This window comes from Nocardia miyunensis NBRC 108239 (assembly GCF_001613065.1).
GTDB lineage: Bacteria > Actinomycetota > Actinomycetes > Mycobacteriales > Mycobacteriaceae > Nocardia > Nocardia miyunensis.
The window spans coordinates 37,101-51,064 of the sequence record NZ_BDBQ01000060.1 but is presented as its reverse complement, the minus strand read 5'-3'; the positions used below and the strand labels follow the sequence as shown (position 1 = coordinate 51,064).

At 67.3% G+C, this 13,964-nt stretch carries 12 protein-coding genes and 1 pseudogene; 7 read left to right on the top strand and 6 right to left on the bottom strand.

Features of this window, described 5'->3' with window-relative positions:
• The first annotated feature begins 111 nt into the window (after nt 1-111).
• On the top strand, nt 112-1,515 hold the full coding sequence (locus tag NM2_RS25870; RefSeq protein WP_245718223.1) for an alpha/beta hydrolase: 1,404 nt from the start codon (nt 112-114) through the stop codon (nt 1,513-1,515).
• Nucleotides 1,516-1,578: 63 nt separating this feature from the next.
• Here the strand turns inward: NM2_RS25870 and NM2_RS25865 are convergent, their stop codons facing one another.
• Nucleotides 1,579-1,860 carry a hypothetical protein gene (locus tag NM2_RS25865; protein WP_067673757.1) on the bottom strand — a complete coding sequence of 94 codons (282 nt, stop codon included), beginning with the start codon at nt 1,858-1,860 and terminating at the stop codon, nt 1,579-1,581.
• 162 nt (nt 1,861-2,022) lie between these two features.
• On the opposite strand from NM2_RS25865, the gene NM2_RS25860 reads away from it, so the two are divergent.
• The 3 genes from NM2_RS25860 to NM2_RS25850 all read left to right on the top strand — a co-directional run bounded on the left by NM2_RS25860 (nt 2,023) and on the right by NM2_RS25850 (nt 5,927).
• Nucleotides 2,023-3,546 carry a MutS-related protein gene (locus tag NM2_RS25860; RefSeq protein WP_169816239.1) on the top strand — a complete coding sequence of 508 codons (1,524 nt, stop codon included), beginning with the start codon at nt 2,023-2,025 and terminating at the stop codon, nt 3,544-3,546.
• Entirely contained in the window at nt 3,543-5,054 is a 1,512-nt protein-coding gene (locus tag NM2_RS25855; RefSeq protein ID WP_067673755.1) for a MutS-related protein, read from the top strand. Before NM2_RS25860 ends, NM2_RS25855 begins: the two co-directional genes overlap by 4 nt.
• 222 nt (nt 5,055-5,276) lie before the next feature.
• Complete coding sequence (locus NM2_RS25850) at nt 5,277-5,927, top strand: TMEM175 family protein (RefSeq protein ID WP_067673754.1); 651 nt, start codon at nt 5,277-5,279, stop codon at nt 5,925-5,927.
• A 58-nt stretch (nt 5,928-5,985) separates the two neighbouring features.
• Here the strand turns inward: NM2_RS25850 and NM2_RS25845 are convergent, their stop codons facing one another.
• Both NM2_RS25845 and pdxT read right to left on the bottom strand, forming a co-directional pair.
• Nucleotides 5,986-6,738, bottom strand: a complete 753-nt coding sequence (locus NM2_RS25845; RefSeq protein ID WP_067673752.1) for a YebC/PmpR family DNA-binding transcriptional regulator — start codon at nt 6,736-6,738, stop codon at nt 5,986-5,988.
• Between the two features lie 135 nt (nt 6,739-6,873).
• Nucleotides 6,874-7,494, bottom strand: a complete 621-nt coding sequence (gene pdxT / locus NM2_RS25840) for a pyridoxal 5'-phosphate synthase glutaminase subunit PdxT (RefSeq protein ID WP_067673750.1) — start codon at nt 7,492-7,494, stop codon at nt 6,874-6,876.
• A gap of 127 nt (nt 7,495-7,621) precedes the next feature.
• Here pdxT and NM2_RS25835 point away from each other — a divergent pair, with 127 nt between their 5' ends.
• Nucleotides 7,622-9,427, top strand: coding sequence for an APC family permease (locus tag NM2_RS25835; RefSeq protein WP_439956919.1), 1,806 nt, complete (start codon nt 7,622-7,624; stop codon nt 9,425-9,427).
• Between the two features lie 22 nt (nt 9,428-9,449).
• Here NM2_RS25835 and NM2_RS25830 read toward each other — a convergent pair whose 3' ends face one another.
• Nucleotides 9,450-10,271 (bottom strand): acyl-CoA thioesterase, encoded by an 822-nt coding sequence (locus NM2_RS25830; RefSeq protein ID WP_067673748.1) that lies wholly within the window; start codon nt 10,269-10,271, stop codon nt 9,450-9,452.
• Nucleotides 10,272-10,371: 100 nt separating this feature from the next.
• Here NM2_RS25830 and NM2_RS25825 point away from each other — a divergent pair, with 100 nt between their 5' ends.
• Nucleotides 10,372-10,989, top strand: coding sequence for a nucleoside/nucleotide kinase family protein (locus NM2_RS25825; protein WP_067673746.1), 618 nt, complete (start codon nt 10,372-10,374; stop codon nt 10,987-10,989).
• Between the two features lie 39 nt (nt 10,990-11,028).
• On the opposite strand, the gene NM2_RS25820 is transcribed toward NM2_RS25825, so the two are convergent.
• Nucleotides 11,029-11,895 (bottom strand): LLM class flavin-dependent oxidoreductase, encoded by an 867-nt coding sequence (locus tag NM2_RS25820; RefSeq protein ID WP_245718222.1) that lies wholly within the window; start codon nt 11,893-11,895, stop codon nt 11,029-11,031.
• Between the two features lie 211 nt (nt 11,896-12,106).
• Entirely contained in the window at nt 12,107-13,009 is a 903-nt protein-coding gene (gene pdxS / locus NM2_RS25815; protein WP_174575676.1) for a pyridoxal 5'-phosphate synthase lyase subunit PdxS, read from the bottom strand.
• 520 nt (nt 13,010-13,529) lie between these two features.
• Here pdxS and NM2_RS53050 point away from each other — a divergent pair.
• Nucleotides 13,530-13,892, top strand: a pseudogene (locus NM2_RS53050) (MspA family porin); the annotation flags it as partial.
• Nucleotides 13,893-13,964 lie beyond the last annotated feature (72 nt).

Sequence of the window (13,964 nt, the reverse complement as noted above, 5' to 3'; positions counted from 1 at the left end):
CGAGGTGGACAGCAGAGAATTACGGCCGTGTTTCCTGTGCAGATGGACGTCCCGACCACGCCCACACCGACACCGTCGCCGGCCGGAGTAGCACCACCCCCAGCACCGACGATGCCGTCGGCGAAGCTCAATCCCTATGAGATGAACTTCCACAACGGGCTCTCGCTGCTGCACGGATGGCTGCCGCTGACCATCGAGATCATCGCGATCGTGCTGCTGCTCATCGCGATCGTCCGGCTGACCCGCCGCTGGTGGCTCATCCGGATCCCGATCGCGGTGGTGCTCGGCGTCGCCGCTGCGCTGGGCGCTTGGGCGTTCACCAACGATCAGGGACTCGCCTCGGATCCCGCACCCGTTCTGCTGTGGATCTGCGTCGGCGCGATGGTCGCGGCGCTGGTCATCGTGGTGATCGGCTGGCCGGGCGCGCGCTTGTGGCAGCGGGTGGCGGCCATTCTCGCGCTGCCCTTCGCGATCGCCAGCACCGGCGTGGTGCTCAATCAGTGGGTCGGCTACTACCCCACCGTGCAATCGGCCTGGAGCGCGCTCACCGCGGGACCGCTGCCGCACCAGACCAGCATCGACGCGCTGGCAGGTATGCGCGGCACCGATCCCAAGACCGGCGTCGTGGTCCCGGTGGACATCCCGGACAACGCCAGCGGCTTCAAGCACCGCACCGAATACGTCTATCTGCCCCCGGCCTGGTTCTCCGGGAAGACCCCGCCGAACCTGCCCGTGATCATGATGATCGGCGGCGAGTTCAACACCCCGGGCGACTGGATGCGCAGCGGGGAGATCATGCCGGAGATCGACAAGTTCACCGCGGCGAACAACGGCCAGGCGCCGATCATGGTCTTCGTCGACTCGAGCGGCAGCTTCAACAACGACACCGAGTGCGTCAACGGGCCGCGCGGTAACGCCGCCGACCATCTGACCAAGGACGTCATCCCGTACGTGGAATCCAAGTTCAACGCGTCCTCCGATCCGGCGGACTGGGCGGTGATCGGCTGGTCGATGGGCGGCACCTGCGCGGTGGATCTGACGGTGATGCATCCCGAGCTGTTCCACACCTTCGTCGACATCGCCGGTGACGCCGGACCTGATTCGGGCACCAAGGAGCAGACCATCAAACGCCTTTACGGCGGCGATGCCGCGGCGTGGGCCAAGTTCGACCCGGTCACGGTGATGGAGAAGCACGGCCCCTACACCGGCGTCGCGGGCCTGTTCGACGATCTGACCGATCCGAAGCACGACGGGCACAGCGGCCCGCCGAAGGGCTTCAAGATGCCGAAGGTGAGCGAGGATCAGATCGGCAAGGGCGGTCAGGACGCGTTCGGCGGCTCAAGTGAGGTCGGCGCGGCCGAAAAGCTGTGCGCCACAGGCAAGAAGGTCGGCATCGACTGCACCATCCACACCACCCGGGGCGGGCACACCTGGCAGTTCGCCTCGGCCGCGTTCACCTCGTCGCTGGCCTGGGTGACCGCGCGGGTCGGTCTGCCGGTACCGGCCAGCAGCTGAGTCCGGAGAACTCATGTCCCGGGGTGCGCCGCACGGCGCGCCCCGGGGCTTTTTCGTTGTCGGTCAATCGAGTTCGCGATACTCCGCGGGCGGCTGCGCCAGTTCCGGGTGTTCGTGTGCGTACCGCTCACCGTGAATCCCCAGCATCGCCCAATGCCATGCCTCGTCGTGGAAGATGAGCCCGCGATGCGGTGCGTCGGCCTGCTCGTACGGATACCGCCGCAGGGCGCTGGATTCCGCCTCCACCTGCGCCAGGCCCCCGTACCGCCGCATCACCCAGGCGAAACGATGACGCTCACCCCACAGATAGTCGAGGTACTCGCCTTCGCGCCAATCCCGATCCACTCGCGCAGGGTAAACCCGATCCGATCACACGACCACTCGAACGAACCTTCATCCGAATACATTTCATTACTTGACGCCCGGTAAGTAATACTTCTAGCCTTCGATGACGAAGGCGAGCGCGCGGTCCGCCCGGCTCACCGGTATCGCATGTGGGGAGGCGAGGTGCAGGATTTCAGCATCGTCCGGCCGCATCCGGCCGCGGTCGCGACCGAGGTGGATCGCACGGCGCGCACCGATCTCAATATCGATCAGGTGCTCGCCGCCGTGCTGCGCGCAGATACCGGATACGACCTCGGACCGCTGTTTCTGCAGCCGATTCGCGATCCGGATACCGTGACCTATCGGCGCGAGGTGTTCGCCGATCTCGACGATCTGCCACTGCGCGCGGCCTTCCACGAATTCGCGGCCGGCATGCGGGCGATCCGGCAGGCCCTGGCGCAGACCGCGCGCCTGGAACAGCCGCATCAGCGGCGGCGATGGCATCTCGACGCCGCCGAGAACTATCTGCTGGTCCTCACCCGGCTGTCCGAGGAGTTGTCCGGCCTGCCCGTCCACTCCCGCGGGTTGCGCGAGTGGCGCGAACTGCTGACCGCGCACCTGCACGGCCCGCGAATCACCGCGCTGTCCGACGCCGTAAGGGAGGTCCGGCGGGAACTGGACACGGTTCGCTACAGTCTCCGGATCGTCGGGCGCACCATCGAGGTCGGATTCGACGAGGGCGCGGCGGATTACAGCGCCGCGCTCGCGAACCTGTTCGCGCGCTTCGGATCTGCCGCGCCGGCCGCGACCCGGCCGCAGGCGCAGTGGTCGGATATGAACCAGACCGAGGAGCAGATCCTGCGGGAGGTCGCCCAGTTGCATCCCGGTCCGTTCGCGCGGCTCGAGCGATTCTGTTCCGACCATCCGGATTTCCTCGATCCGGTGGTGCTGCGGTTCGATCGCGAAATCCAGTTCTATCTGGTCTATCTCGCATTCGGTCGCAATCTCGCCGCCCAGGGGCATCCGCTGCGCCTGCCCGAAACGGCCGCGCCCGGCGAGGAGATCTACGCCCACGGCGCCTTCGATCTCGCGCTCGCCACCCGGCCTCGACGCGAAAACTCCCTGGTGTGCAATGACTTCCAGCTGTCCGGCCCGGAACGCGTGCTGATGGTGACCGGTCCGAATCAGGGTGGGAAGACCACCTTCGCCCGAATGTTCGGGCAGCTGATCTATTTCGCCGCCCTCGGCTGCCCGATCCCGGCTCGCGAGGCGCGTCTGCCGCTGCCGGACGCGCTGTTCACCCACTTCGAACATGCCGAGGATCCCGGCGATCCGGACGGCCGGCTGCTCGGCGAACTCACCCGGATGCGTGACACACTCGACCGCGTCACCGCCGACAGCGTGATCGTGATGAACGAAAGTTTCAGCTCCACAAGCACATCCGATGCGGTGCGGATCGGCGGCGATATCCTCCGGCGGATCATCGACCGCGGTGCGCTCGCGCTGTGGGTCACCTTCTTCGAGGAATTGTCCCGCACCTCGCCCGCGGTGGTGAGTATGGTCGCGCTCACCGAATCCGATGACGACACCGCCCGGCGCACATTCCGCATCGAACGCAGACCACCCGACGGACAGCTCCATGCCCTCGAACTCGCCGGTCACCACGGGCTGACCTACGACCGGGTGACCGAGAGGATCCGCCGATGAGACTCGCTCTGCTGCAACCGCCGGGCGCCACGGTCCGCACCGTCACCACCGAACAACGCACCCTCGACGATCTGGGCCTGGACGCACTCTGCACGGCCATGTCCCACGACGACGAATACGGCGAGGATCCGGCCATCGCCGAGGCGGTGCGGGCGATCCTGCCGGTAGGCGTCGCCGATCCCGACGTGATCCGCTACCGTCACGCCGTGCTCGTCGATTGCCAGGCCCACCCCTCGGCGGTGCGGGAGCTCTACCGGATCGCCACGGAGGCAACTCGAGTCAAGCGATGGAAGGTCGGGCCGAGGCATCGCCCGAACGGCAAGCTGCTGCTCGCCCTGGAACCGCTGCGAGAACTGCTCGGCTGTCTGCGCGAGCTGCGCGCGGCGTGCGCACACCACGCGCGGTCGTTCGAATCCGCCGGATTCACCGATCTGGCCGCGACGGTCGCCGCGGAACTAGACGAGCGGTATCTCGTATCGGTCGAACAGCAACTCGCCGCAATGGATTTCGAGAACGGGCTGCATTTCAGCGCTGGCCTGGGCCCCGGCAACAAGGTAGCCGGGATCCGCCTGCACGCACCGATCCGCCGACGCCGATTCGGCCTCGAGCGCCGCGCCGGGCGAGCCTTCGAGGCCATCGACGATCCGGAGAGCGAATCCAATCCCATTGTCCAGCTGCAGAATCCGGCGCTGCGGATCATCGCCGACGTGGTGAGCGATGCCACCGATCAGGTGCAGGGCTTCTTCGGGCAGCTGCGCACTCAGCTGGCGTTCTACCTGGGCTGCGTCACCCTGCACCGCAGGCTGATCCGCGCTCGCGTACCGGTCTGCCTGCCGACCGTACATCCGGCGGGCGCACCGCGTCTGCGCTGCACCGGATTACGCGATATCGGGTTGTGCCTGGCGGGCGGGCGACCGGTCGTCGGCAACGATCTCGACGCCACCGGTCGCTCGCTCATCATCGTCACCGGGGCCAACAACGGCGGCAAGTCCACCTTCCTGCGCGCGGTCGGCGCGGCCCAGTTGATGGCGCACGCCGGGATGTTCGTCGCCGCCGAAAGTTTCGAAACCGACCTACACGGCGGAATCTTCACGCATTTCGCGGCCGACGAGGACCGCACGATGTCGCACGGGAAACTGGTCGAGGAGCTTGTCCGGATGAGCGGCCTGCTCGACCGGATGACCCCCGATTCGCTGCTGCTGTGCAACGAATCCTTCGCCTCGACCGGCGCTCGTGACGCCGAACAGATAACCGAGCCACTCCTGAACGCCCTCTTGGACACCGGCGTCTCCATCATCTTCGTCACCCACCTCACCGAATTCGCTTGCCGCCGTGCCGCATCCGCACGCCCCACCGACCTGTTCCTGCGCGCCGAACGCCTCCCCGACGGCACCCGCACCTTCCACCTCATCCCCGGCTCCCCCGGACCCGGCAGCCACGCCGACGACATCTTCCGAAAAGTCTTCGCCAGCAACCCGCACCCCCACCCCATCCACTCGGCCGAGTAGCAGCCGTCACCCAATACAGCAGGCTGACGGCCACCAACAGCGCACCCCCGGCGACATCCCCCGTTAGGGCACCGCCTGCCGAGGCACCAATACCGACGAAGCCACGCCGGGGCCGGTTGACCTCAGAACCGCAGCGGATTCCCCTGTGCCGCAGGCTCTCGCCCGGATGCTGCCCGCGACGACCGCCGCGCCCAGCGCGGCGGGACTCGGTACGCTCGTACGGTGAGCGAGTACAGCACCGATACAGCGACCACTGCCCAACCCCGGACCGAGCGGGGGCTCGAACGGGTGATCTTCTTCAGTGACGCCGTGGTGGCGATCGCCATCACGCTGATCGTGTTGCCGCTGGTCGACAGTGCTCGCGAGGTCGAGCACAGCACGACGTCGAAGTTCTTGTCCGACAACATCTATACGCTGATCGCGGCCGCGGTGACCTTCGCGGTGATCGGGGTGTTCTGGCGTGACCACCACCGCCTGTTCGAGCGGGCGACCGGGTACACACCGCTGCTGATGCGGGCCAATATGCTTTGGCTGCTCGGGATCGTGGCATTGCCGCTGGCGACGGTACTGGACGAATTCACCCACCGGGATCGGCTGGCGCTCGGAATCTACCTGGGCGACATCGTGTTCACGATGGTGATGCTGCGGCTCGAAGAACTGCTGCTGCATCGGGCGAATCTGCTCTCGGATCCGCATCGCGCCACACCGGCCGAACTCGTGCTGCGTTGGCTCCAGGTGGCCGCGGCATTTGTCGCACTGATCATCGCGGTGGCCCGGCCCGAGATCGGTCTGTGGGCGCTGCTGCTCCTGGTCGTCACGGGCCCGCTCGAGACGTTCCTGCAGCAGCGCATCCGCGCCAACCTGGCCTCGTGATCGAAAAACGAAGGCCGCCTACAGCATTCGCTGCGGGCGGCCTTCGCGCGAGACGGAACTACGCGTCGAGTTCGGCCAGCACCTCGTCGCTGATGTCCACATTCGTGTAGACGTTCTGCACATCGTCGCTGTCCTCGAGAGCATCGACGAGTTTGAACACCTTCCGGGCCGCCTCGGCGTCGACCGCGACCGAAACCGAAGGCTGGAAACCGGATTCGGCCGAGTCGTATTCGATATCGGCGGCCTGCAGCGCGGTACGCACCGCGACCAGATCATTGGGCTCGCTGATCACCTCGAACGAATCGCCCAGATCGTTGACCTCTTCCGCGCCGGCATCCAGCACGGCCATCAGGACGTCGTCCTCGCTCAGGCCGTTCTTCTCCAGCGTGACCACGCCCTTGCGGTGGAACAGGTATGCCACCGAACCGGGGTCGGCCATATTGCCACCGTTGCGGGTCATGGCCACGCGCACCTCACCGGCGGCGCGGTTGCGGTTGTCGGTGAGGCATTCGATCAGCACGGCGACGCCGTTCGGGCCGTAACCCTCGTACGTGATGTTCTGCCAGTCCGCACCGCCGGCCTCTTCACCGCTGCCGCGCTTGCGGGCGCGCTCGATGTTGTCGTTCGGGACCGAGGACTTCTTCGCCTTCTGGATGGCGTCGTACAGAGTCGGGTTTCCTCCAGGGTCCCCACCACCCGTACGCGCCGCGACCTCGATGTTCTTGATCAGCTTGGCGAACATCTTGCCGCGCTTCGCATCGATCACGGCCTTCTTGTGCTTGGTGGTGGCCCATTTGGAGTGGCCGCTCATTCCCCTACTTCCTTCACGTCGGTGTGCTAAACATTCGCGCAGATAACTGTGCCAGTCTACTGCGCGGTGTCTCAGGTCATACCGGACGCCCACTCGCGCCCCGAGGGGAACGTTCGCAGCGCCCGGACCGGCGGCTCAGGCCAGCCGGGCGGCCGTCCGCTCGCGCACGATGTCCACGAACATGGCGTGCACCCGCAGATCGCCGGTCACCTCCGGATGGAACGAGGTGGCCAGCACACTGCCCTGACGTACCGCCACAATCCGCCCGGCCGCAGGCCCCGACGGTACCGTCGCCAGGATCCGCACCCCGTCACCGACACGCTCGACCCACGGTGCGCGGATGAACACCGCGCGCACCGGAGCGCCCTCGATACCATCGAAGTCCAGATCGGTCTCGAACGAATCGACCTGACGGCCGAAAGCGTTGCGCCGCACGGTCATATCGATCCCGGACAGCGACTGCGCGTCGGGCCGGGTGTCCAGAACCTCGTCGGCGAGCAGGATCATTCCCGCACAGGAGCCGTACGCGGGCAGCCCCTCGCGCAACCGCTGCCGCAACGGTTCGAGCAGCCCGAACACCTCGAGCAACTTGCTGATCGCGGTGGATTCGCCACCCGGGAGCACCAGGCCGTCGACGGCGGCCAGCTCGGATTCGCGGCGAACGTGCACCGGTTCGGCGCCGCAGGCGGCGAGGGCGTGGAAATGCTCGCGCACGTCACCCTGCAACGCCAGCACTCCGATGATCGGTTTCACCACACGAGCATACGAGCAGGCGGACGAGGATCCGGCGCGGCCGGGCGCGGATGTGGTACTGGTCACCTGCCCGTCAAAACTTCGCAAGTGCCCTGTTACAAACGATGCCCGTGGGGGAACACTCGCGCAAGTGACTGACGTACTGCCCGATACCGCGCCCGCGTCCGGCGAGCCGGTGGACACCTCGTCGCCCCGGCGCGGTCTGACCGTGGCGACCGGCCTGGCGGGGTTGTCCCTGGACGCGATGGCCTCGGTGGCGTACGGCCCCGAATCCATCGTGCTGGTGCTGGCCGCGGCCGGCAGCGCGGGACTGGGGATGACCCTGCCGGTGACGATCGCCATCGTGGTGCTGCTGACCGTGCTGATCGCCTCCTACCGGCAGGTGATCGCGGCCTTCCCCAACGGCGGCGGCGCGTATGCCGTGGCCCGCGCGCATCTGGGTCATCGCACCGGCCTCGTGGCCGCGGCCTCGCTGATCGTGGACTACGTACTCAACGTCGCGGTCTCGATCGCCGCGGGCGTCGCGGCACTCACCTCGGCGATTCCGGCGCTGCTGCCGTACACCGTGTGGATCTGCCTCGCGGTTCTGCTGGGCATCACGGCGTTGAACCTGGCGGGCATCCGCGAGAGCGCCCGCGCGTTCATGGCGCCGACCGCGGTGTTCGTGGTCGGCATCCTGGTGGTGATCGCGGCCGGGCTGTTGCGTTCGGAACCGGCCGCGGTGAGTACCGCCTCGGCCACGATCACCAGTGCCCGGACAATCGGAATCCTATTGCTGCTCAAGGCGTTCTCCAGCGGCTGCTCCGCACTGACGGGTGTGGAGGCGATCGCGAACGCGGTGCCCGGTTTCGAGCGGCCGCGCGTGCGCAATGCGCAGCGGGCCGAGGTCGCCCTCGGCGTCCTGCTGGGTGTGATGCTGCTCGGTCTGGCCACGTTGATCGGCAAATTCTCCATCCACCCGGTGGACGGGACCACGGTGCTCTCCCAGCTCACCGCGGCCGCGCTGGGACACGGAATCGCCTACTACATAGTGCAATTCGCGACCGTGACACTGCTCGCGCTGGCCGCCAACACCTCCTACGGCGGTCTGCCCACGCTGACCAAGATCCTCGCCGACGACAACTGCCTGCCGCACCGGTTCGCGGTGGCGACCCCGCGTCAGGTCTACCGTTTCGGCGTTCTGGCCCTGGGCATTACGTCCGCGGTGCTGCTGGTCGCGGCGGACGGCGACATGAACGCCCTGGTGCCGCTGTTCGCGATCGGCGTCTTCGTCGGATTCACCATCGCGCAGGCCGGCATGGTCCGGCACTGGCTGGGCGATCACGTGCGCGGCTGGCGATGGCGGTTGGCGCTCAACGGTTTCGGCGCGGCGCTGACCTTCGTCGCCGCGGTCGTCACCACCGCGATGAAATTCAGCTCCGGGGCCTGGCTCATCGTGCTGGTGCTACCGCTGCTGGTCCTGGTGATGGAGCGAATTCGCAAGCAGTACAACCGGATCGACGGCTGTCGCGGGACCGGATGCCTGCCCGCGCCGCCGCGGGCCACCGGCACGGTCATCGTGGTGCCGGTCTCGGAGGTCTCGGAACTGAGCCGCGAGGCGCTGTCCGCGGCGCTGTCGCTCGGCCACGACATCGTGGCCGTGCACGTCTGCCTGCCCGGGGAGAACACCACCGTGTTCACCAAGGCGTGGGAGGCCTGGCATCCGGAGGTGCACCTGGAGATCATCGACGCCGGTGACTGCACCGTCGGCGCTCCGGTGGCGCGCTACGTCCGGGAGAATTTCGACGGACGTCGCAAGGTCGTGCTGATCGCCGAGGTGGACCCGCCCGCCGGGTGGGGGCGGGTGCTGCCCAGCCATCGCAGCGACGAATTGGAACGTCAGCTACGCCGCCTGCCCGATACGGTCGTGTGCCACCTGCGCGTCCAACCGGCCTGACCGCTCCGCCAGCGGAAACGGCTCAGACGACGCGGAGCGTGCGGCTGAGCCCCTCCTGGACGACCGCCGCGACCAGTTCGCCCTGCTGGGTGAAGATCCGCCCGCCGGTGAGGGCGCGGCCGAACCCCGCCGACGGCGAGTTCTGGTCGTAGAGCAGCCAGTCGTCCGCCCGGAACGGCCGCAGGAACCACATGGCGTGATCGAGCGAGGCGTTCTGGGTGGGCTCGTCCGGATGGTTGACCTTGGAGGAGCCGAGCAGAGTCATATCGCTCATGTAGGCGAGCGTGCAGACGTGCAACAGCGGATCGTCCGGCAGCGGGTGCCGATAGCGGAACCACACCTGCTGCTGGGAGATCAGCCCGTCGCGCTGGACGACCTCTTCGCCCGGGATGGGCCGGATGTCCCAGTGCTCCCATTCCCGCATGGCCCACAGGCGCTCCGGATTCATCGAGGTCTGCGCGTCGGGCAGATCGTCCGGCGGCGGCACCAGCGGCATCACGTCCTGATGCTCGGGCCCCTCGTCGCCGACGTGGAACGAGGCCGACATGGTGAAGATCGCCTGACCGTCCTGGATCCCGGTCACCCGGCGCGTGCAGAACGAGCGGCCGTCCCGGATCCGCTCCACCTCGTAAACGGTCGGCTGGGTCGGCTTGCCGGGGCGCAGGAAGTACCCGTGCAGTGAATGCACTTGGAATTCGGGTTCCACGGTGCGCACCGCGGAAACCAGCGCCTGTCCGGCAACCTGTCCGCCGAAGGTGCGGACCAGTTGGGTCTTGAGCGATGCACCACGGAAGATGTCCCGCTCGAGCCGCTCGAGCTCGAGCGCCTCTTCGATCGTCGCCATGAACCGTCCTTCCGGAAGTCGCCGTGCTCAGGCTAAGCGATGGCGAACCGGCCGCGACGGCCGACTCTCCGCGAAACCCGCCGCCCGGCATGATGGTCCGGTGCCGAGCTTCTCCCCTGTCACCGTCGACGCGCTGGTCGAGACCGTGCGCGATCGCGCCCTCATGCTGCCGGGACGCGCGATCGTCGCCGTGGATGGGGCCGATGCGGCCGATCCGCTCGGTTTCGCCGAAACCATCGCCGAACGCATCCGCACCCGCGGGCGGGCCTGCGCGACGGTGTCACTGCACGACTATGTCCGCCCGGCGTCGTTGCGCCTGGAGTTCGGCCGCGACGAGATGTCCTACCGCACAGCCTGGTTCGACTATGCGGGCCTGAATCGCGAAGTGTTGCAGGCATTGCGCGAGCACGGCCGCTGGCTGCCCGCCCTCTGGAACGAGAGCATCGACCGATCCGCCCGCGCCGCGACGATTTCCGCGACTCCGGACACGATTCTGCTCGTCGCCGGGCCGATGTTGCTCGATCGCGGACTGACGTTCGATCTGAGCGTCGAGCTCCGTCTGTCCGAAGGCGCGCTGCGCCGCGCCGATGTCGAACCGTTCATCGTCGCCGCGCTGCTGCGGCACCGCCGCGACGCGCGTCAGGAGCCGGACATCCTGGTCGCGTGGGATCACCGCGATCGTCCGGCACTACACGCTCGAGACCCACGCCCAAGCTGAAAAGATCTCCAGCGCAAAGGTTCTCCGCCCGGAGACCGTTCACGCACCCGCCGGTGCGACGGCCTCTGCCCGCGCGCCGATGATCTCCTCGGCGACCCAGCGCGCGACTCCGGCCGGATAGGGATCCGCGAGCCCCAGGACGATGTGCCCGAAGCCCGCCTCGACCGCCTCATCGACCGCGGCGCGCGTGAGCTCGGGCTGCGCATAGGACACGGGCAGGAAGATCGAGCGGGTGATCGCGGCCGGATCCCTGCCGATCTCGGCGCAGTAGCGATCCAGCAGGGCACTGCGCTGGACAGCGTCGTCGATATCGCCGCCGGGGATGTTCCACAGATCGGCGTGCTCGGCGGCCACCCGCAGGGTAGCCGCCGCACGGCCGCCGATCATGATCGGCGGATGCGGGCGCTGCACGGGCTTGGGATTGTCCAACGCCCCGGTCAGCTTGACGTACTCGCCGTCGAAATCGAAGGGCTCGTTCTCGGTCCACAGCCGCCGGATCACCGTGCACGCCTCCGCGAAACTGCCGACGGCGTGCGCGGTGTCGTGATATGGCAGGCCGTGGCCGTCGTATTCGCGTCTGGCCGTGGGGATGTCGGGCCGCGAGCCGACTCCGATGCCGAAGTCCAGGCGTCCGCCCGAGACGATGTCCACCGTCGTGGCGATCTTGGCCAGCACGGCCGGGGGCCGGAATCGGTTGCTGGTCACCAGTAGTCCCAGACGCAGCCGGGAGGTCTGCGCGGCCAGTGCGGACAGCAGCGTCCAGCCCTCGAGGATCGGACCGTCCGGATCGCCGGCGATCGGCATGAAGTGATCGAACAGCCAGGCGTGCTCGATCTGCTCGATACCGTCCGCCTCCTGCCACACTCGCTGAACGTCCCGGTAATCCACCTGCTGGGGTGCGGTCATGATCCCGAAGCTCGGGCGGGGTGTATGCGGCATCGTTCATCAGTCCTTTCGGCGTCGCGCGATAAAACGGAACCTCGCTCCGGTAACAATACGGATCATTGTTCCGTTTGACAACCGGGTCGCATCGATGGGCGGTGAACAGGCCATACGACGACAACGAGCCCCGACCCACGCGGGGCCGGGGCTCGCGAAAAAGCGGATCAGATGATGCTCACCAACCACGCTCGGCGAGGCGGTGCGGCTCGGGGATCTCCTCGACGTTGATGCCGACCATGGCCTCGCCCAGACCACGGGAGATCTTAGCCAGCACATCGGGATCGTCGTGGAAGGTCGTGGCCTTGACGATGGCCGCCGCGCGCTGCGCCGGATCACCCGACTTGAAGATGCCCGAGCCGACGAACACGCCCTCCGCGCCGAGCTGCATCATCATCGCGGCGTCCGCGGGAGTGGCGATACCGCCCGCGGTGAACAGCACCACCGGCAGCTTGCCGGTCTCGGCGACCTCGCGAACCAGCTCGTAGGGAGCCTGCAGTTCCTTCGCGGCCACGAACAGCTCGTCCTCGGGCAGGGAGCTCAGCCGCCGCAGCTCGCCGCGGATCTTGCGCATGTGCGTGGTGGCGTTGGACACATCGCCTGTCCCGGCCTCGCCCTTGGAGCGAATCATGGCCGCCCCCTCGGTGATTCGCCGCAACGCCTCGCCGAGGTTGGTCGCGCCGCAGACGAACGGGACGGTGAAGTTCCACTTGTCGATGTGATTCGAGTAGTCCGCGGGGGTCAGCACCTCGGACTCGTCGATGTAGTCCACCCCGAGGCTCTGCAGGATCTGCGCCTCCACGAAGTGACCGATCCGGGCCTTGGCCATCACCGGAATGGACACGGCGTTGATGATGCCGTCGATCATGTCCGGGTCGCTCATCCGGGACACACCGCCCTGGGCGCGGATGTCGGCGGGAACCCGCTCGAGGGCCATCACGGCGACCGCGCCGGCGTCCTCGGCGATCTTCGCCTGATCGGGCGTGACCACGTCCATGATCACCCCGCCCTTGAGCATCTCGGCCATACCGCGCTTCACGCGGGCGGTACCGGTCGTCGGGGCGGTGTGGGGCGTCGTCACGGCTAACTCCTGTGTGATGGGCGAAAACGGATCGTTCATGATCGAACGACACGATTCTAGGCGGCCCGATCAGGCCACTTCATAGCCAGTCGGAGACCACTGGACTGCCACCCCGAGCCGGACGGCGAATGCGGCTACTGCGCCGCTATGCGATCACCCCGCCGGATCGATCACCAGCAGCGTCGCCCAGTAGGTCGCGGCCTCCTCGCCGATGTACGGCAACAGGAAGTCGTGCAGCAGATACGACATGGTCACGGTATTCACCTCCACACATCCGATTCACCGTGTGTACCAACGGCAAACCGCGCACCGACCCTATCGGATGATGAGACATCTCACAGTGCTTCACCTCCGATCACCGAGCCCTCACCGTCGGCGTCCGGACATATCCGGTCGGGCGCGCCCGCCTCGCCACCAGGGTTTTCCCGCCCCAGTCACCTATGATCTGCGCTGATAGCAGCACGCCTCGCTCTCCGGAAGTCCGCAGCTCAGCACGTCCGTTTCGAGAACAGGATCCGCTATGCGACGCTCCTTCGCCCTCGCCGCAGCAAGTGTGCTGGCGATCGACCTGTGGGCCGTGTCGGCTTGGCCCGGAAACGCGCAGACCACCAGTGCCGATGTGGACGGATCGGGTGTACACCTGCATGCCTCGGTCGATCGCATCGGGACGGCGCCGCCGGGTAATCGAACCCCGACCTACCTCATGACGTTCTCACACGCCGCCCAGGTGAGCGGCACGTACTCGGTCGCGGCCACCGGCGCTCCGATCACCTCCGGCACCGCGATCGCGGGATTCCTGCTCGGGTGCGGCGTCAGCACGGCCGGAGGCGTCAGCGTCGGCTTCGAGCCGGTCCAGGGCCTCAACGGCGGCGTCTCTCCGAACCTCACAATCACCACCCCGTCCTCCGTGAGCGCCGTGGGAGCCGCGAAAGTCGCGCGCAACCTGCCCAACACC

Coding starts and splice junctions, on each gene's coding strand:
- NM2_RS25830 (WP_067673748.1), bottom strand. CDS start 10,271: ATGGCGACGATCGAAGAGGCGCTCGAGCTCGAGCGGCTCGAGCGGGAC.
- NM2_RS25855 (WP_067673755.1), top strand. CDS start 3,543: ATGAGACTCGCTCTGCTGCAACCGCCGGGCGCCACGGTCCGCACCGTC.
- NM2_RS25845 (WP_067673752.1), bottom strand. CDS start 6,738: ATGAGCGGCCACTCCAAATGGGCCACCACCAAGCACAAGAAGGCCGTG.
- NM2_RS25820 (WP_245718222.1), bottom strand. CDS start 11,895: ATGACCGCACCCCAGCAGGTGGATTACCGGGACGTTCAGCGAGTGTGG.
- NM2_RS25870 (WP_245718223.1), top strand. CDS start 112: ATGCCGTCGGCGAAGCTCAATCCCTATGAGATGAACTTCCACAACGGG.